Origin of the sequence: Alicyclobacillus fodiniaquatilis (genome assembly GCF_042678105.1) — a bacterium.
GTDB classification, from domain to species: Bacteria; Bacillota; Bacilli; order Alicyclobacillales; family Alicyclobacillaceae; genus Alicyclobacillus; species Alicyclobacillus fodiniaquatilis.
In genome coordinates, this window is record NZ_JBHUCX010000099.1 from 133,908 (window position 1) to 153,038 (window position 19,131).

Below are 19,131 nucleotides of genomic sequence, written 5' to 3' on the forward strand. Positions count from 1 at the left end.
CGTTTTGTTGTTGGAGGGGTTTTATGCAGTGGTGGCAAGTGCAATTTGACGTGTCGCACGAGGCGGCAGATGCGGTCGCTGCGCTGATTCAGGACTTTCCGGATGTGCAGGGCGTGCAAATGGAAGGCATCGGTGATTTACAGGTCCCCCATCCCGAGTATGGTGAATGGTTTGACGAAATGATTGTGCCGACCAAAGGCATCACCGTATTTGTCTATTTCCCGGAGACGCACGAACCCAAACAGATTCGCAGTCGCATCTTGGCTGTGTTAAGCAGGGTCGCCGAGGCGGGGCTTCAGGCGAGCAGCGAAGAGGCGAGTGTGCGCTTGGAACTGGTCGATGACAGCACGTGGTTAAATGCGTGGAAAGAGCATTATCAGCCGATCCCGATTGGGGACGAGTTGGTCATTGTGCCGATTTGGAGCAAGGATGAGATCACGGAGGAACTGGCGGATCGCAAGCGGATCATTTTAGAGCCTGGCATGGCGTTTGGTACGGGGACACATCAAACGACCCACATGTGCACAGCGGCGCTCGCAGATTTGGCGCTGGCGGGTAAACGTGTCCTGGATGTCGGCACAGGCACAGGCGTGCTGGCCATCGCGGCGGCGCGGTTGGGGGCCGAAGCAGTCACTGCCATCGATATTGATCCGGTGGCCGTTCAGGCGGCACAGGAAAATATTGAGTTAAACCAACTGGCTGCGACGGTGGATGTCCGGGAGGGGAACTTGCTTGCTGGTTTTGCTGCAGAGGCGAAGTTTGACGTCGCCATCGCCAATATTCTCCGTGACATCGTCATTTTGTTGCTGCCGCAGGTGGCTTTGCGCATGCAGGAAGGCGGCGTGTTGATTTCCTCCGGCTATATTGACACACAGGCGCCGCAGGTGGAGACCGCCCTTCAGGAAAATGGATTTGAGGTGACGCGTCGTTATCAAAAAGACGACTGGGTCGCGCTGGTGGCGGTGAAGAAAACATGTTGCCCCGCGTCTTCATAACAGCGACTGGCGCGCTGGGCGCCACTTGTCGCGTCGAGGGGGAGGACGGGCACCACTATGCGCGCGTGTTGCGTGTGAAACCTGGTGAGCAGTTGGTCGCCGCCATGCGTGATGGTCCGTGGCTCGCTCAAATTACAGAGGTCAGTGCGAATGGTGTACAATTGCGTCTGGAAGCGCCTTATCGCAGCGCTGAGCCAACTGCTTCAGTCACCTTGGTTCAAGGTGTGGCAAAAGGTGATAAGATGGAGACCGTGATTCAAAAATGCACTGAAATTGGCGCGGCATCTTTCATCGCTTATCAGGCGCAAAGATCTGTCGTTCGCCTGCAGGCCAAGGCGGACAGCAAGCTGCTTCGCTGGCATAAAGTGGCGCGGGAAGCTGCGATGCAGTCGCAGCGAGATCGCGTGCCTGAAATTTCTTATGCGCAAAATCTTGTCGAGCTCTGCCGCATGTTGAAACAAGATGACGTGGAACAGATTTTGGTTCTCGATGAGGCGGAGGAGGCGACCGGCCTTGTCAGCGCGCTAACGCGTGTGAACAGCGCGACTGCGAAACGCGCTTTGCTCATCGGCCCTGAGGGCGGGTGGAGTGAGGCGGAGCGGGATGTGTTGCGGCGACTTGAGCGAACGACGCTCATCACTCTGGGACCGCGCATTTTGCGCACAGAGACCGCAGGCGCCGCTGCACTGGCGGTGACATTGGCGCATTTCGGGGATATGGGAGGTTAAAACGGTGGCGACCGTGGCATTTCACACACTCGGTTGTAAGGTCAACTTTTACGATACAGAAGGCATTTGGCAGGTTTTCAAGCACAATGGCTACACTCAGGTGCCATTTGAGGACAAAGCGGACGTCTACGTTATCAACACCTGCACAGTGACGCATAGCGGCGACAAAAAGAGTCGCCAGATGATTCGCCGGGCCATTCGCACCAATCCGGACGCAGTGGTCGCAGTCACGGGTTGTTACGCGCAGATTGCGCCAGAGGAGATCGCCAAAATTGAAGGCGTAGACCTGGTCATCGGCAACGACAAAAAGGCGAAAATTGTCGAATTTGTCGAGGCAGTGCAACGGGAACAGCAGCCGTTTCAGGCGGTTGACAACATTCTCAAGACGCGCGATTTTGAGGAGTTGGACGTGCCTTACTTTGAAGAGCGGGCGCGGGCAAATCTCAAAATTCAGGATGGCTGCAACAACTTCTGCACGTTTTGCATCATTCCTTGGGCGCGTGGCTTGATTCGCAGCCGTCAGCCTGAGAAGATTGTGGCGCAAGCGAATAAATTGGCCAAGGCCGGCTATCGCGAGATCATTTTGACTGGCATTCACACGGGCGGATATGGCGCCGATTTGGACGGCTACCGGTTAGCGCATTTGCTGCAGGCGTTTGAACAGGTAGAAGGACTGCACCGGGTGCGCATCAGTTCCATCGAAGCGAGCGAGATCGACGATGAGCTGATTGCAGTTTTGGCTCAGTCTTCACAGGTGGTCAATCATCTGCATATTCCTTTGCAGGCGGGCAACAACCAGATTTTGAAGCGGATGAACCGCCATTACACTGTCGAGGCGTTTGCGGAAAAATTGGCCAAACTGCGCGACGCGTTGCCCGATTTGGCCATCACGAGCGATATCATCGTCGGTTTTCCGGGCGAGACGGACGCGTTTTTCGAGGACACATACCGCTTTGTCGAGCGGGAGCGCTTTTCCCAATTGCACGTTTTTCCGTATTCTACACGGCGAGGCACGCCAGCGGCGAAGTTTGCGGATCAAGTGCCTGAAGATGTCAAGCACAGTCGTGTTGAGCGGTTGATTGATTTGTCCAATGCGCTGACACAAGCGTATGCGGCGTCGTTTGTCGGGCGTGAAATTGAAGTGATTGCGGAAAGTCCATTCATGCTGGCGGACGAGGAGACAAAACAGCGGTTGGCTGGCCGCGCAGATACGGCGCGGATGGTGGTGGGCCATGCCGACAACTACCTCCGTGTCGCTTTTACGGTGCCGGAGGGCATACTGCAAGAAGATGTGATTGGCGAAGTCTCTCGCGTGCGCATTGCACAGACCAACGCGCACTTGCAAGTGGGGCAGATGCAGGCGCAAATCACGGTGCGTGAGGAGACGGAAGAACGGGCAAGGAGGCTATCGTCGTGAACAACAACATCGAACGTGCAGCAGGTGGCGTCGTCGTTCGCGGGCAGGGCGCAGAGCGCGAAGTGCTGCTTATCAACGACGCGTATGATCACATCACATTCCCCAAAGGACATCTGGAGCCAGGGGAAGATTGGGAGACTGCGGCTGTGCGTGAAGTGGCCGAGGAGACGGGGATTGAAACGCGGATTTTGGCCCCGCTCGGCCGTGTGGAATACATGATCCGGCGCAATGACAAGCCGGTCCGCAAACAGGTGCGCCTCTTTTTGCTCGAAGCGGTGGACGAAACCGCCGTTCCGCATCACCAGGCGGAGGAAGTGCGGGGGGCATATTACCTGCCGTTCGACGCAGCGGCGTCAGAACATGAGGAATGCGGCTATGCCAGTTGGTCTTTTATCTTTCAAAAGCTCAAGGCCCAACTGGCTTGGCTGGATGGCCAGTGGGAACGCAAATGGCGCGGCCTGGCCAACGAGTCCGATGCGGCGCAAATCGACAGCACGTGGCAGGCTGTGGCGCCTGTGGTCACTGATTTGATTGCCGCGTGCCGGGAAGAATTGCGCGTGACGATGCCGGAGTTGACATTGGCGCCACAGGGCGAGGTGAGCTTGCCGCTCGCTGGCAGCACACCAGATGATATTCGTGGGGCCATTGAGCATACATTGTTGAAACCGGAAGCCAGCTTGGTTGACATCGAGAACATCTGCCGCGAAGCGGTCGCACAGCAGTTCCCGTTGGTCTGCCTAAATCCGCAATTTGTCGGCCATGCTGCGCGGTTGCTGGACGGGGAGAAGACAAACGTCTGCACGGTCATCGGCTTTCCCTTCGGGGCGACAACTGCGCATGGATTGGCGGCGGAAGTCATCGAGATGGCCGCGAAAGGCGCGCGTGAAATCGACATGGTCATTCCAGTGGGCTCCATGGTGGAGGATGACGTCTGGACGGTTTATCACCACGTTGCCACGGTTGTACGGGCTGCAGGCGCCTTGACGCCGCGACCCATCATCAAAGTCATCTTGGAGACCAGCGCGCTCACATTTGATCAAGTGATCAAAGCGGCTTGTGTGGCTGTGGCGGCTGGCGTGAATTACATCAAGACATCGACGGGATTTCACCGTGGGGGCGCGACGATTGCCGATGTGAGCGCGATGGCCATGATCGCTGGCGATGTAGCGAAAGTGAAGGCGTCAGGCGGCGTCCGCAGCAGGACAGCAGCCACCCAAATGATGCGCTATGGCGCGCATCGTCTGGGAACGAGCTCAGGCGTAGCGCTTATCCGGTAACAGCCGCTCGATGAGTGCGGCGAACTGACCGGCAAACGGCCATGCAGCCAACGTGCACAATACGTTAAACACCGTATGCGCGTTGGCGATTTGTTGGGCGGGATCGCGACTGGTCCAGCCCATCGCGGCGGTGAACGGGTGGATGAAGGGCATGAACACCAACACACCGGCGAGGTTCAATATCACATGCGCCAACGCGACTTGCTGCGCTTCGCGGGATTCGCCGATGGCGGCGATGATGGAGGTCAGGCAGGTGCCTACGTTGGCTCCGAGCACAATGGCGATGGCGCCTGTGGTAGGGATCAAATGGCTGTCAGCGAGCGTCATGGTGATGATGGTGGTCGCGGTTGACGACTGCACCAGGGCACTTGCCGCGCAACCAGCCAGAACAGCGATGACCGCGTGCTGACCGGCAAATTGCAGCACGGCGGTGAACCAGGGACTTTGTGTTAGGGGATCGAGCGCGACCTTCAAAGCCTGAAGCGCGATAAAAATACAGGCAAAGCCAACCAGAGCTTCACTTGCTGGCCGCCATTGTGGTTTATGCGTCATAAAGCCTAGGATGCCAAAACAAAGCGCGGGAATGACGATGGCCCACAGGTTGAGCGTCAGTACCTGCGGCGTGATGGTCGATCCGACATTGCTGCCGAGGATGATGCCTAGCCCGCTGCGAAACGTGAGGCTTCGTCCAGCGACTAAGCCAACGGTGATGGCCGTCAGTGCTGCGCTGCTTTGGAGGATTGCGGTCATCACGGTACCTGTGAGAATGCCGCGGGTGGGGGTTCGGGCAAGGCGCTGGACGAAGCGCGCCAGTTTTCCTTGCGCCATCGATTCCATTCCGCGCCGCATCACTTTCAAGCCGCCGATGAACGCGACGAGCGAGAGCATGACGGCGATTGAATTTGCCCACATCATCTGTTTTCCACCCCTTTATTTGACTGTATGCGGACGAGCTTGGAAAGATGATTTTTTGGGTGTTTTGCAGGGTCTCCATAAACTTCAGTTTGACTCTGTTTTTTTAGCTGTACTATAATACGTCTGATTGATGCATCGCTGGAGGGAGGGAATAAGGATGTCGGAAATCCGGTTACGCAAGAATGAATCACTCGACAGCGCGCTTCGCCGTTTTAAGAAAGCGACAGCGAAAGATGGCGTGTTGGCCGAGGCTCGCAAGCGTTCACACTACGAGAAACCGAGTGTAGCGCGCAAGAAAAAGGCGGAAGCAGCGCGGAAAAATAAACGTAAAGGCTTCTGATTTCGCCAAGTGCAGGAGGCCGTTTCGTGGAACTCATTGAACGTCTGAACAACGATTTAAAGCAGGCGATGAAAGACAAGGACAAGGTGCGGCTATCCGTGATACGGATGGTGAAGTCCGCGACGAAAAACCGAGAGATTGAACTCGGGCATCCTCTTTCTGACGATGACGTCCTAAGCGTCATTCAGAAGGAGCTCAAACAGCGCAAAGATTCCCTCCAAGCGTTCCAGGATGCAAATCGTACGGATTTAAGCGACGCTGTCGAAGCGGAGATTTCCGTCTTGCAGCACTACATGCCAGCGCAACTTGACGAAGGCGCATTGCGCCAAATTGTATCCGACGTGATTGCGCAAGTGGGTGCGCAATCAAAAGCGGATATGGGCAAAGTCATGGGGCCAGCGATGGCACAGGTGCGGGGACGTGCCGACGGCAAAGCTGTGCAGCAAGTCGTTCAATCTCTCTTGTCGTAACTGCTTTAAAATGGAATATGGTTGGACAAACCGTCGCATTTGCGGCGGTTTTTTGCTTGGTCCTCCAGAGATGTGTACTAGCTTGGCCCCGCGCGACATACCCATGCAGTGAGTGGGGAGGAGTGGCCATGCCTAGATGGAAACAGCGCTTAAAGCAGTCAGCGGCCGATATGCTCAAACTGCCGCCCGATGCACTGCTGGATGTGCCCCGTATCACTTGTGTGGACGGTAAAAATGTGGTAGTGGAAAACGCGGGCGGCTTGCTCAAAGTGGAAGCGGAGCAGGTTTTGCTGAATTTGGGGAAAGAGATATTGATCATCCGCGGTCGCGACTTTGAGGTGACACTCGTGACGGAGCGCGAGGTGCATCTGTCAGGCGCGGTGAATCAGATTGAATTTGTCCGGGACGGACGGGGTGCGCCATGAAGTATTCATCGTTTGAGTACGCCTTGTACGGTGAATTGACGCTGCTGCTGCGCGGCCCCGATGTAGGCGTCTGTCTGGCGCACCTGCAGCAGCAGGGTGTCCCTCTTCGCTTTGTGCGCGTGCGAGGCGCCGTGGGCTACTGCAACATCTCCTTGCGCGATTTTGACGTTGTTTACCGCACGTGTCGATCCCGCCGCGTGCGCTTTCGGATTGTTGCCCGCCATGGTCTGCCTTTTTGGCGCAAACGCCTCTGGCGGCGGAAAAGTTTTGCGTTTGGCGCGGTGCTGTTTGTTTGCATCATCTACGCCATGTCGTCCATGGTTTGGCAAATCAACATCACCGGACCGAAAGACGAGGAAGGCGTGGCGGAAATTCAAGACGCGGCAAAGACGGTTGGCTTGTATGTAGGACAGGCAAAATCGCGTCTTCCTGATCCGGCGACTTTGCAACAGCAAATCTTGAGCCACGCACCGGATTTTGTCTGGGTGGGCGTGCAGACAACCGGATCGGTGACTCAAATTCAGGCTTTGCCAAAGGTGGAGGGCATCAAGAAAGAAAATCTGAAGCCGCACGACATCGTCGCGAGCATCCCGGCGGTGATTCGGCAGATTTCAGCTTCGCGCGGCCGCGTTGTGGTCAAAGAGAACCAGTATGTGCACCCAGGCCAGGTTTTGATATCCGGCAATCTGTCAGGTGGCGCCAAAAACGTGCCTGCTGCTGGCCAAGTGCTGGCGGAGGTCTGGTACACCTCGAAGGTGACCGTGCCGCTCAAAGTCAAACAGGAAGGCTTGACAGGCGCGTCAGTCAAGCGGGATTATCTGTGTGTCGGTCCCTTCAAGCTGCGGGTGTGGGGGTTTGCAGAGCCGCACTTTGCCGCGACCTATGAACGGGATGAGCGCACGGAGTGGAAGATTGGCTCTTTCGTCTTGCCTGTTCAGTGGCAGAATACGCGCATGTATGAAGTGACACAGGCCACAGAGAACAAGTCTGTGCAGGTTGCAAAGCAAACCGCGCTGCGCTTGGCAAAGGAAGATGTGGAGACAAAAACTGGCGGCGAAAGTCGAATCTTGGGGCAATCTGTTTTACATCCACAAGTGGCGCATGGTACTCTATATGAGACAGTCCTTACGCGTGTGGAACAGGACATTGGCGTGGCTGCGCCGACTTCGGCGCCATAAGAACCCATTGGCAAACCCGCATGCATGAGAATGAGGAGATGGTTTTTGGTTGACAGATAATCCAGCGGTTCGCAAGTGGGTCTTCGCGACCAATGAGGAAGCCGTCCGTGTCTTGGGTCCAAATGACATGTTGTTGGCACTGCTTGATCAGGCGTTTACTGCCAAAGTGACGACGCGTGGGACAGAAGTGGTGTTTACGGGTGGCGAGCAGGATACCGAACAGATGCAGGCGGTTGTCAGTACCATGACAAAGTTGGTCAAGCATGGTATCCAATTGGATATCAGTGATTACCGCTATATTATAGAGATGGCGAAACAGGAAGATCTCGCGAGTGTGATGGACGTGTACACGACCGAGATTGGTATGACATATAAAGGTAAAGCTGTGCGTGTCAAAACGTTGGGGCAGCGTCATTATATCGACGCCATCAAACGCGATGACATCGTCTTTGGCATTGGACCGGCAGGAACGGGGAAGACGTTTTTGGCTGTGGCCATGGCTGTGATGGCGTTGAAGCGCGGGGATGTCAAGCGCATCGTGTTGACACGACCAGCTGTTGAAGCTGGAGAGAAACTTGGTTTTTTGCCAGGGGATTTGCAGGAAAAGGTAGATCCGTACTTGCGGCCGCTGTATGACGCGTTGTATGAAATTTATGGACTCGAACAGGTGGCCCGCGCACTTGAACGCGGCAATATCGAGATTGCGCCGCTGGCCTATATGCGGGGGCGCACGCTGGATGACAGCTTTGTGATTCTCGACGAGGCGCAAAATGCGACGGCAGAGCAAATGAAGATGTTTTTGACGCGTTTGGGGTTCCATTCCAAGATGGTCATCACGGGCGACGTCACGCAGATTGATTTGCCAGGCGGGAAGATCTCCGGCCTCGTGCATGCACATCAAGTGCTTCGTGACATTCCAGGCATTGCGTTTCACTTGTTCTCATCGTCTGACGTGGTCCGTCACCATCTCGTGCAGAAAATCATCGACGCATACGTGAAAGCAGATGAACGGGCGCCGTCCGCGATTGGGTAATCGCCGGACGGTTGAACTTTCCTACGAGGGGTATTCGACATGGTTGTTTCGCGATGGGGCCGATCCATCCGGGAATATCTGGACGACGCGAGGTTCAGGGAGCATCCCCGCGTGCGTCTATGCATTTATATCGGACTTGCGGTGCTGATGTTTGCCATTTTGGTCGGCAGTATTCTACCGCCGCGCTATGATTTTTCAGTGGGGCAGACAAGTCCAATCACGATTAAATCACCTGTGACGACGGTGGACACAGCGGCGACCGAGGCCGCTAAACAGGCGGCCGAAGCAAAGGTGCCCAAACAATACGAACAGTCCACCCAGGTACTCACGAACGCAGTCAACACCGTCGATAACTTTTTCTCTACCGCGGCGCAGGTCGTGGCCAACAAGTCGACGAAGACGGCGCAGAAACTGCAGACATTGTCCGCTGCAGCGCCAAAGGGCATCAAACAGTCGACTCTGCAGACGCTGATTGGCGCCACACCTTCTGAAATCAACAATCTTCAGCATGACAGTGAGCGCATTGTCACCAACTTGTTAAGTGCGCCGTTTTACAAGGAGTCCATGCAACAAGCCAGCTTATTGGTGGCATCGCAAATCCTGAATCTCAATTTGAATTTGGACAAGGAATCCGGCTTGACCGTGCAAAATGTCGTTGTGAGTGTGCTGAAGCCCAACATGGTGTATCAGGCGAAGGCCACTGAGCAAGCGCGGCAACAAGCGGCTGACAAAGTGCCGGATCAGATGATTCAACAAGGTGACGTGATTGTCTCCCGCTATGGCATCATCACATCGAGTGTACTTAGCAGATTGAAGGATGTCGGTTTGTATTCCAATCGGCCGAACTACAGTGTTGCCATCGGTTTTGCGATGTTTATTGCGCTGTCGGTCGTGTTGCTTGCGGCTTATGTGGAGCGCCGTGCGCCACGTCGGCGAGTGGACAATTTGATGTTGTCCATCCTGGGCTTGGTCTTCGTGCTGATGTCCATTTTGATCGCGTTGACCAAATGGATCATCAACGCTGGCGGACCGACATCTGTACCGTATCTGTTGCCGATTTCCATGGGCGCGATGCTCATCACAGTGATGATGGACTCGTCTTTAGCCGTGGTTGCCTCATTTTACTTTTCGTTTTTGCTGGGCGCATCGTTGAGTTTCAACTTTGATTACGTTTTTTATGGTTTTGTCGGGGCGCTGGTTGGAGCGTACAGTGTTTCACAGGTGACCAGTCGCGGCACGTTTATGCGAGCTGGCTTTTTTGTGTCAATGATGAATGTCGGCGCCGTCATCGCACTGCATTTACTGCAAACGGATCACGCCAATGACTTCCACTCGTTTTCGCTGCGGGTTGGGTTGGCCGCGTTGAACGGATTGGTCTCCGCCATTTTGGCGATGGGTGTGCTCCCATTCTTTGAGACGGCGTTTGGCCTGTTGACGCCCATTCGCCTCTTGGAGCTGTCTAATCCGAACCATCCGCTGTTGCGCAAGGTATTGATGGAGGCGCCGGGTACATATCACCATAGTTTGATCGTCGGAAATCTTGCAGAGGCCGCTGCGGAAATCGTTGGCGCTGATCCATTACTATGTCGTGTTGGGGCGTATTATCACGATGTGGGCAAGACCAAACGGCCGATGTTCTTCGTGGAAAATCAGATGACGAAAGAGAATCCGCACGAAAAAATCGCGCCTAGTTTGAGTCATCTGATCATCACATCGCACGTTACAGACGGCTTGGAAATGCAAAAAAGAGCTGCCTTGCCGAAACCGATACAGGATATTTGCGCGACACACCACGGCACGACGATTTTGTGGTATTTCTTCAACAAGGCGAAGGAACAGGACAAAAACGGGACCATCAAAGTGGATGATTACCGCTATCCAGGGCCAAAGCCGAAAACGAGGGAGTGCGCCATTATTATGATTTGCGACGCCGTTGAGGCGGCTGTGCGCAGTATGGCTCGTCCTACGCCCAATCGCGTGGAGGGTGTGATTCGCAAAATCATTCGCGACAGGCTGCAAGACGGTCAATTGGATGAATGTGATTTGACTTTGCAGGATCTCGATGTCATGATTGGTGCATTTATGAAGACTTTGAAGGGGATTTATCATTCCCGTATTGAATATCCTGACATTGATAAGCTGCGGAAGGAAGTCGCAAAATGAATGAAGCAAAACATATGGTGGTTGATGTGGAAACGGAAATTCCCTGGCCGCTCACGGATGTGGAGTCAACCGTTTTCACCGAGCGGGTGTTGACTGCCGCCGCACAAAAGCTTTCGATTTATGGTGAAGTGTCCGTGCGCTTTGTCGACGACGCCACCATTCATGAATTGAACCGCACCTACCGTGCGGTGGATCGACCGACAGATGTGTTGTCCTTCGCTATGCTCGAAGGTGATGAGTCATTTCCTATCGTGGACGAAATCGTGATGCTTGGAGATATTGTCGTCAGCGTGGACACGGCCAAAGTGCAAGCGGACGAGTACGGGCACAGTCTTGAGCGTGAGCTCGCGTTTTTGCTGGTGCATGGATTTTTGCATTTGAATGGGTATGATCATCAAGATGACGAAAGTGAGCGGGAGATGTTTGGGCTGCAGGAGGAGATTTTGCAGTCTCTGGGATTGCAACGCTAACTTTGCTTAAATGAGGCGAAAATCGATGGACATAAACACGCGTCAGCAGGACAAGCCGTCATTCATGCGTGCGCTCACATTTGCATTGCGCGGCATTGTTTATGTCTTTCACACAGAAGCCAACATGAAGCGGCATTTCTGGCTGTTTAATCTGCTTGCCTTGATTGAACTGATTTTGCGCCCGCCAGCGGACACGGTGGCCATCAGCATCTTTATTGCGACGTGTGTGTTTGCTGCAGAGTTGTTCAACACGGCGATTGAACTGGCTGTCGATGCAGCCGTGAATTTTGAGTATAGCCGCATTGCTGGACTGGCGAAGGACGCTGCTTCTGGCGCAGTCGCCATGGTTTGTTTTGGTTCGCTGTTTGCTGCGGTCTATATCTTGGTGCACAGCACGCCTTGGCGTTTTCGCTTGTTTTCCAATGTTCACCCGCTGTCTGTAGTCATTCTTGATGTTGCAATCGTGATTGTTTGGGCGCTGCGGTTTTGGCCGATGTCCAAACATCCGAAATGAACTGGTCATCCGCTGGGAATAAAAATACGAAAAGGAGATGCAGGATGTCCTATAAATCAGGTTTTGTCGCCATTGTTGGACGCCCGAATGTCGGCAAATCCACTTTGTTGAATGCGGTCGTCGGGCAAAAGGTCGCCATTATGTCCAAGCGTGCGCAAACCACGCGCAATCGAATTCGAGGCGTGGTGACGAGTCCTGCGGCGCAAATCATCTTTATTGATACGCCGGGGATTCACACGCCACATCATCGATTGGGCGAGTACATGGTAGATGTGGCCACACAGACGTTGCGCGAGGTGGACATCGTGCTGGTGGTGGTCGATGCGAATACAGGTGTTCAACCTGTTGAAGAGGAGCTCGCGAAACAATTGCAGGGCGTAAAAACGCCGGTTTTTCTCGTCTTGAACAAAGTCGACTTGGTGGAAAAACCGCGCTTGCTTGAGCGCATCTCGCAATATCAGTCGCTTTTTTCCTTTGATGAATATGTGCCGATCTCGGCGTTAAAGCAGGATCAAACTGATGTACTACTGCATTTGATCGAGCAAAGATTGCCAGAAGGGCCGAAGTTTTATCCCGATGATATGGTGTCGGATTATCCCGAGCAGTTTATCATCTCGGAGATCATCCGCGAAAAAGTGCTTAAACTCACGGAAGAAGAGGTTCCCCACGCGGTCATGGTGGAAGTGGAGCAGATGGAACGGCGCAATGAACAGACGCTGTACATTCATGCGGTCATCTACACTGAGCGTGACAGCCAAAAGGGGATTCTAATTGGCAAGCAGGGGCAAATGTTGCGGCGTGTCGGTGAAATGGCGCGGCGTGAACTCGAAGGATTGCTTGGCACAAAAATGTATCTGGAGTTGTGGGTAAAGGTGAAGAAGGATTGGCGCAATCGACCGACGATGTTGCGACAGTTCGGCTTTCATGAAGAATCGTAATTGTGCGTCATGCGTCCCCGACCAGCAAAATGATAAAAACCAGTTGAGGTATCGCGGATGGCGCAGTACCGGAGCATCAACTTTATGTAGGCGGGTTGCGCCATGCGTGTTCTGAGTAGCCCCTGCCTTTAGGCATGGGGAGTGGTCACTTTAAGAATCCGTTTCATACGCCTGATTTCCTGCCAATGACTGTATCGTATACCTGTCGCTGCGGAGCGGAAGGATATAACCAGCATAAGAATTCGCAGCACTCGAAGACGCAGCAAACAAAACGCTCTAAAACAAGTTTGGCCAGAAGCAACTCCTTGAATCTTGTTGTGAGTTGTTTTGACGTCTAAGCGAGAAGGAGACGATTCGCGTTGCGGGACTTCACTTGGCAAATGTTTGAAATCACTGGTGACATTGACGCTTACCTGTTGTATCGAGCGTGTGAGGTAACGAATAGCACGGAGGACGAGCTGGACACATTCGTCGAGCCTCTCAGCAGCGTAGAGGAGGAAGGATAAAGCCGGCGCGTCGTAGAGAACTGTCTTTGTTGTAGACTGGGAGTGGGCGTTTGCTATACAACACCGAGGCTATCGTAACCAAATCAGTTCGGTACGGGGAGAATGACGCAATTGTAACGCTGATGACACCGACTGGACGGGTGTCTCTGATGGCGCGCAGCGCAATGAAACCGCAGAGCCGTTTAGCCGCTGGCGTGCGTCTGTGTGCGCAAGGAACTTATTTTATTTATCAAGGGCGCGGTATGGGGAAGCTTCAACAGGTGGATTTGATGGCCAGTCGACGACGTCTTCATGAAAATCTTGATTCGGCGGCGTATGCCGCCTATTTTTGTGAGTTGTTGCTCGCCGCGGCGCCAGAACGGCCACAGGCGGATCCAGCGATGTATCGCCAGTTTATCGGCTTGCTCGATGCTTTGATTGCTCGCCCGCAGGATGCCGAGTTGCTGGCGCGCATCTGGGAGGCGAAAATCTGCGCTTGGCTGGGTGTGAGTCCAGATTGGCGCTTGTGTGTGCGCTGTGGGCGCCCCCTGGCTGGACCTTTGCGCTACCATGTGCAGGAAGGCGGTATCTTGTGCCGAGACTGCTTGCAGTCCACAGACTATAATCGGGCTTTTGCTGTTCCAGAGGCAACCGCGAAGATTCTTCACTTATTTGAGCGGGCTGTTTTTGAGAAATTGGGGAAAATGAATATTTCTGTTGCCACCACGCGCGCATTGAAGCAAACTCTATTCTATCAATTAACCGAGTTTGCGGGATTGTCCTTAAAATCGCGCGATATTTTGCATCATTTGCTGGATGCGACTGTAGATGAAGAAGGGCGGTCATGAAAAAGTATGCGTCAGATTCCTGTGATTTACGTAGTTTCCGATTCATTGGGGGAAACGGCCGAATCTGTGGTTCGGGCGGCTGCCAGCCAATTTGACGGGGGGCATGTGATTTTGCGGCGAGTGTCGCATATCAATGACATGGCGACCATTGATCAGACCGTCAAGGCGGCGGCGCAGGAATGTGCCGTGATCGCGTTTACCATCATCATTCCAAAATTAAAAGACCATCTTGTCAAACGCGCGCGGGTTGCGGGTGTCCGCTATGTGGACATCATGGGACCGATGATGGATGTGCTGGAGGAGACGGTGGGGGAACCGCCTAGATTGAAAGCAGGGCTTGTGCACCAACTGGATGAGGACTATTTTCGCCGTGTGGAGGCCATTGAATTTGCGGTCAAACACGATGACGGCAAAGATGTCCGTGGTTTGATGGAAGCAGATGTGATTCTCGTCGGCGTGTCGCGCACATCGAAAACGCCACTCAGCATGTACCTGGCGCACAAAGCGTTGAAGATCGCCAATGTTCCGCTCGTGCCGGAGTCGATCCCGCCGAAGGAATTGTTTACCAAAGAAGTGCAACGCAAAGTGGTCGGTCTGTCCATTCGTCCAGAAAAATTGAACGTCATCCGCCAAGAGCGTCTGCGCGCTCTGGGTCTTAAAGAAGAAGCCAATTATGCGAGTTCGACGCGCATTCAAGAAGAATTGCTATACGCAAAGGGCGTGATGCATGATTTGGCGTGCCCTATTGTCGATGTCAGCGATAAGGCGGTCGAAGAGACGGCTGGGATGATTTTGGAGATTGTCCGGACGAGAGCGCGTTTTGCACCGTGATCGCGCTAAGAAAGGTATGCACGGATGTGGCGCGAGACGCCCATTCCGGTATGACAAATTCGCTTTTTTGCACACGATGAATCACACATAAGTAGGTTTGTCAAACCATACACTGGATTGCAGGCTGAATAAGAGGATAATTTTAACTTGTTGAGTCGATAATAAGGTGTATGTTGTCAAGAACGGGTTTTGTTTAGGGCAAAATCGGCTTGGGCTCATTTTGTCGAGAAATCGCGATGAAAGACGACGTAAATTTCGTTCTAAAGGAGGAAAGTATCGCTGGTTGTAGAATAACAGTATATAAGCTGAATATCAAGGCCGATTCGACCTGCGGTTGGTCAGATGCCACCGAAGAGGTGATATTTACGGTGAGCAAAGTACCGGATGGGTTTCTTGAAGAATTGCGCCAAAAGGTCGACATCGTAGAGATAATTTCCGACCACGTGCAGTTGCGCCGAAGTGGACGATCTTTTACAGGGCTATGTCCGTTTCACAACGAGCGTACACCTTCGTTTTCGGTGTCTCCAGAACGCCAAATGTACCACTGCTTTGGTTGCGGCGCAGGTGGCACGGTATTTCGCTTTGTCATGGACACGGAAGCCGTGTCGTTTACAGAGGCGGTCGTCATGTTGGCAGAGCGAGTTGGCATGCAGCTGCCTGCTGGTGTGAACGAACTAGATGCAGCGCAACAACCAGCTATGGCCAAACACCAACGGTTTCGTGAAGCGCATGAACTGACAGCAAAGCTGTATAACTACATTCTAATGAATACAGATGCTGGTGTGCAAGCCCTAAATTACTTGGAAAACAGGGGGATTTCGCGAAAAACGATGGTGGACTTCCGTTTGGGATTCGCACCTAAGACAAATAATACCGTCGTTTCATTCCTCAGGAAACGTGGATTTCAGGATGAGGAGTTGGTGGCCTGCGGTTTGGCGGTTGAAATGGGGACCGGTCTTGTGGATCGCTTTCGCGGTCGCGTCATGGTGCCGATTTGTGACAAGAAGGGTCAGGTCATTGCTTTTGGCGGACGTACGATGGATGCGAAGGTGAAGCCGAAATATCTGAATTCACCCGAGTATGATCTCTTTCACAAGAGTCGCCTGCTCTACAACTACCATGATGCGCGCAAACTCATTCGCCAAGGGCGAGTGGCGCTCCTGCTCGAAGGGTATATGGATGTCATCTCGCTGGCGCAAGCAGGTGTTCTTCACGGAGTGGCCACTTTGGGCACATCACTGACGGAAGAACAGGCCGCACTGTTAAAAACAGATTGTGATAAGACCATTGTCGCATACGACGGTGATGCAGCGGGACGTAAAGCGACCGTGCGGGCCATCGACATCTTGCTTGGAGCTGGGATTGAACCCCTGATCTTGCAAATTCCGGACGGACAAGATCCTGACGAGTATGTGCAGGCAAACGGTGGTGAAGCTTTCGGACGGTTGATGCAACGACGTACATTGTCAGTCGTACAATTTCTGCTGGACGATATGCGGCAGCAGGCGAATTTGACGAGTTCCGTTGGGCGGACAGCCTTTGTGCGCGACGCTTTGCAGTTGTTGGCGAAGCGTGCCACACCAGTTGAACAGGAATACGAAATGCGAAATTTGTCACAGGAATTTAATTTGTCTGTCGAAACTTTGAAGGAGGAGCTTCGAGGTTTCGCGAAATTAAACAAAGCACGTGAGAAGCACCAGGTACGAAACCTGTCGACAGAGCGGATTCAACCTTTAGAACGGGCGTTTATGCGAGCCAGTACGAGTATTCTACAGGCTGTTCTATTTGACAGCGAAGCGGCTATGTATGTGATGGAGAAAGGTGTTACGGAGCTTGCTGAACCAGTACAGACGGCGTTGCTTGCCAGACTGTACGCGTGGCGCTTGACTGAACCAGCAGCACCGCCATCCGCTTTTGTAGATGAACTTGACGACGAATCACTTATTCATCTAGCTTCATCCCTATTTTTTGGTGAGACGCCGGAGTTCACAAAAGATCTCTTGGATGATTTTATCCGTGCTGTGGAGCGACACCATTTGGAAATCACGCATAAGTCTTTGCTTCGCCAGTGGATTGAAGCGGAAGCTTCAGGTGATATTCGACACGCGACAGAGATAAAGTTGCAAGTGGATCAAATTCAGAACCAGATTGCAACGCTGAGGCCACCCCGAGAAACAATGAAGGGTCGGTAAAGGAGGCGGGGATGTAATGACAAAAGAAAAGGAAGAACCTCGTGAGGAAGAACGTGCACTAACCCTTCAAGTTGCAAAGCAGCAGCTAGTGGAACTGGGCAAAAAGCAGGGTTCCCTGACCTATGAAGAGATAACAGACCGATTGGCGCAGTTTGATCAAGACGCAGACCAATTGGATGATTTTTTTGAAAGCCTGGGCGAGCAGGGCATTGATGTGGTCAATGAGCGAGATGAAGAATCCCGGCCGCAGGGCGAAAGTAGCGATGACGAGTATGATCTCAATGACTTGTCGATGCCGCCCGGCGTCAAAATTAGTGATCCTGTGCGCATGTATCTCAAGGAAATCGGCCGTGTGCCGCTGTTGTCTGCGCAAGATGAAATTGAATTGGCCAAGCGCATCGAAGCAGGCGATGAAGAGGCAAAACGCCGGTTGGCAGAAGCCAATTTGCGTTTGGTTGTCAGCATCGCGAAGCGGTATGTGGGACGCGGTATGCTGTTTCTCGATTTGATTCAAGAGGGGAATCTCGGCCTCATCAAGGCGGTCGAGAAGTTTGACTACAGCAAGGGATACAAGTTTAGCACTTATGCAACATGGTGGATTCGGCAGGCCATTACACGTGCCATTGCGGATCAGGCGCGGACCATTCGCATTCCTGTCCACATGGTGGAGACCATCAATAAATTGATTCGGGTTTCGCGGCAACTGTTGCAGGAATTGGGGCGCGAGCCGACAGCGGAAGAAATTGCCGCCGAAATGGATTTGACGCCTGATAAAGTGCGTGAAATTCAAAAGATCGCCCAAGAGCCTGTTTCGCTGGAAACGCCAATTGGCGAAGAAGACGATTCGCATTTGGGAGATTTTATTCCTGATGATGAAGCGCCCGCGCCAGCGGACGCAGCAGCGTATGAACTTTTGAAAGAACAGTTGGAAGACGTGCTGGATACCCTGACGGAGCGGGAAGAAAATGTGCTTCGTTTGCGTTTTGGTCTAGACGATGGCCGTACACGCACACTTGAAGAAGTGGGGAAAGTATTTGGTGTGACGCGCGAACGCATTCGTCAAATTGAGGCTAAGGCGCTGCGCAAATTGCGTCATCCGAGCCGCAGCAAGCGTCTAAAAGACTTTTTGGAATAAAGAAGACGCATATCTTAGATTGTCTCTGATGGCTCGCGCCTGCGCGGGCTGTTTTTGTCTGTCGCTTCATTGACCTATGTTGTCCTATTCAACGACATCCGCACGTACAGTAGTGTATGCAGTCCACGTGGTTTTGGATTTGCATATGCAGGAAGGGCGGGTGCCTTTGACATGATCTATCACCTCATGGTATTCGTTGTGACCGTTTGCGCCGCGTATGCTGGCGCTTCGATATTCATCAATCGCTTTGCCCATCATCTGTGTCGGCGTGGACGCATGGAGCGTCCCGCCTTGAGTGACACGGTGATTGTTTTGGGCGCATATACGGATGGGTTTCGCCCCAGCCTGCCGCTCCAATCACGGTTAAAGGCGGCGCTTCACCTGTATCGTCATGGTGTCGTTCGCACCTTTGTTGTCAGTGGCGGTCAGGGTGCTGATGAAACTGTGTCTGAAGCGAGATCGATGAAACGTTTCTTGCTTCTAAACGGTGTGCCGCCAGAGGTGATTTTTGAAGACATATGGTCGAAGGACACGTGGGAGAACTTGCGGAACAGCAAACAAGTCATGAACCACGTTGGCTTGCGCACGGCGGTCATCGTTACGAGTGATTATCATCTGCCGCGTGCATTGGCAGTAGCCCGGACGCTAGGCATGGCGGTGAGCGGGTATGCCGCTTACTCCACGCGGCGGGAGTTTCAATCTGCGATGCGAGAGGTATTTGCCCATATTCAGTACACGCTCAAAGGACGGGCTCCTTTGTTCCAAGAGAGAGGTTGA

At 53.3% G+C, this 19,131-nt stretch carries 20 protein-coding genes; 19 read left to right on the forward strand and 1 reads right to left on the reverse strand.

Going from position 1 to position 19,131, the window contains the following annotated elements:
• Positions 1-23: 23 nt before the first annotated feature.
• From prmA to deoC, 4 genes are read left to right on the forward strand one after another with little or no spacing between them, the layout of a single operon-like run.
• Positions 24-995: a 50S ribosomal protein L11 methyltransferase gene (gene prmA / locus ACFSB2_RS24375; RefSeq protein WP_377945716.1), complete on the forward strand. Its 972-nt coding sequence runs from the start codon at positions 24-26 to the stop codon at positions 993-995.
• On the forward strand, positions 974-1,723 hold the full coding sequence (locus ACFSB2_RS24380) for an RsmE family RNA methyltransferase (protein ID WP_377945717.1): 750 nt from the start codon (positions 974-976) through the stop codon (positions 1,721-1,723). The genes prmA and ACFSB2_RS24380 overlap by 22 nt, the downstream gene beginning before the upstream one ends.
• 4 nt (positions 1,724-1,727) lie before the next feature.
• Positions 1,728-3,140 carry a tRNA (N(6)-L-threonylcarbamoyladenosine(37)-C(2))-methylthiotransferase MtaB gene (gene mtaB / locus ACFSB2_RS24385; protein WP_377945718.1) on the forward strand — a complete coding sequence of 471 codons (1,413 nt, stop codon included), beginning with the start codon at positions 1,728-1,730 and terminating at the stop codon, positions 3,138-3,140.
• Complete coding sequence (gene deoC / locus ACFSB2_RS24390) at positions 3,137-4,417, forward strand: deoxyribose-phosphate aldolase (protein WP_377945719.1); 1,281 nt, start codon at positions 3,137-3,139, stop codon at positions 4,415-4,417. Before mtaB ends, deoC begins: the two co-directional genes overlap by 4 nt.
• Here deoC and ACFSB2_RS24395 read toward each other — a convergent pair.
• Positions 4,394-5,332: a Na/Pi cotransporter family protein gene (locus tag ACFSB2_RS24395; RefSeq protein WP_377945720.1), complete on the reverse strand. Its 939-nt coding sequence runs from the start codon at positions 5,330-5,332 to the stop codon at positions 4,394-4,396. The genes deoC and ACFSB2_RS24395 overlap by 24 nt on opposite strands.
• Positions 5,333-5,489: 157 nt before the next feature.
• Between ACFSB2_RS24395 and rpsU the strand changes: the two genes are divergently transcribed.
• From rpsU to ACFSB2_RS24470, 15 genes are all read left to right on the forward strand, one after another.
• On the forward strand, positions 5,490-5,672 hold the full coding sequence (gene rpsU / locus ACFSB2_RS24400; protein WP_377945721.1) for a 30S ribosomal protein S21: 183 nt from the start codon (positions 5,490-5,492) through the stop codon (positions 5,670-5,672).
• 26 nt (positions 5,673-5,698) lie between these two features.
• Entirely contained in the window at positions 5,699-6,142 is a 444-nt protein-coding gene (locus ACFSB2_RS24405) for a GatB/YqeY domain-containing protein (protein ID WP_377945722.1), read from the forward strand.
• 128 nt (positions 6,143-6,270) lie between these two features.
• Complete coding sequence (locus tag ACFSB2_RS24410; protein WP_377945724.1) at positions 6,271-6,567, forward strand: YabP/YqfC family sporulation protein; 297 nt, start codon at positions 6,271-6,273, stop codon at positions 6,565-6,567.
• Positions 6,564-7,745: a sporulation protein YqfD gene (locus tag ACFSB2_RS24415; protein WP_377945725.1), complete on the forward strand. Its 1,182-nt coding sequence runs from the start codon at positions 6,564-6,566 to the stop codon at positions 7,743-7,745. The genes ACFSB2_RS24410 and ACFSB2_RS24415 overlap by 4 nt, the downstream gene beginning before the upstream one ends.
• A 49-nt stretch (positions 7,746-7,794) precedes the next feature.
• Positions 7,795-8,778 carry a PhoH family protein gene (locus tag ACFSB2_RS24420; protein WP_377945726.1) on the forward strand — a complete coding sequence of 328 codons (984 nt, stop codon included), beginning with the start codon at positions 7,795-7,797 and terminating at the stop codon, positions 8,776-8,778.
• 111 nt (positions 8,779-8,889) lie between these two features.
• The gene (locus ACFSB2_RS24425; RefSeq protein WP_377945727.1) at positions 8,890-10,941 is read left to right on the forward strand and encodes an HD family phosphohydrolase; all 2,052 of its coding nucleotides are present in this window, start codon (positions 8,890-8,892) and stop codon (positions 10,939-10,941) included.
• A gap of 14 nt (positions 10,942-10,955) precedes the next feature.
• Positions 10,956-11,411 (forward strand): rRNA maturation RNase YbeY, encoded by a 456-nt coding sequence (gene ybeY, locus ACFSB2_RS24430; RefSeq protein ID WP_377946008.1) that lies wholly within the window; start codon positions 10,956-10,958, stop codon positions 11,409-11,411.
• A gap of 25 nt (positions 11,412-11,436) precedes the next feature.
• Positions 11,437-11,925, forward strand: a complete 489-nt coding sequence (locus tag ACFSB2_RS24435) for a diacylglycerol kinase (protein WP_377945728.1) — start codon at positions 11,437-11,439, stop codon at positions 11,923-11,925.
• A 44-nt stretch (positions 11,926-11,969) separates the two neighbouring features.
• Complete coding sequence (gene era / locus ACFSB2_RS24440) at positions 11,970-12,863, forward strand: GTPase Era (RefSeq protein ID WP_377945729.1); 894 nt, start codon at positions 11,970-11,972, stop codon at positions 12,861-12,863.
• A gap of 359 nt (positions 12,864-13,222) precedes the next feature.
• The gene (locus ACFSB2_RS24445) at positions 13,223-13,369 is read left to right on the forward strand and encodes a YqzL family protein (RefSeq protein ID WP_377945730.1); all 147 of its coding nucleotides are present in this window, start codon (positions 13,223-13,225) and stop codon (positions 13,367-13,369) included.
• A gap of 50 nt (positions 13,370-13,419) precedes the next feature.
• Positions 13,420-14,196, forward strand: coding sequence for a DNA repair protein RecO (recO, locus tag ACFSB2_RS24450; protein WP_377945731.1), 777 nt, complete (start codon positions 13,420-13,422; stop codon positions 14,194-14,196).
• 6 nt (positions 14,197-14,202) lie between these two features.
• Positions 14,203-15,027, forward strand: a complete 825-nt coding sequence (locus ACFSB2_RS24455; RefSeq protein ID WP_377945732.1) for a pyruvate, water dikinase regulatory protein — start codon at positions 14,203-14,205, stop codon at positions 15,025-15,027.
• Between the two features lie 368 nt (positions 15,028-15,395).
• The gene (gene dnaG, locus ACFSB2_RS24460; protein WP_377945734.1) at positions 15,396-17,219 is read left to right on the forward strand and encodes a DNA primase; all 1,824 of its coding nucleotides are present in this window, start codon (positions 15,396-15,398) and stop codon (positions 17,217-17,219) included.
• Between the two features lie 16 nt (positions 17,220-17,235).
• Positions 17,236-18,354: an RNA polymerase sigma factor RpoD gene (gene rpoD, locus ACFSB2_RS24465; RefSeq protein ID WP_377945736.1), complete on the forward strand. Its 1,119-nt coding sequence runs from the start codon at positions 17,236-17,238 to the stop codon at positions 18,352-18,354.
• Between the two features lie 171 nt (positions 18,355-18,525).
• The gene (locus tag ACFSB2_RS24470; protein ID WP_377945737.1) at positions 18,526-19,131 is read left to right on the forward strand and encodes a YdcF family protein; all 606 of its coding nucleotides are present in this window, start codon (positions 18,526-18,528) and stop codon (positions 19,129-19,131) included.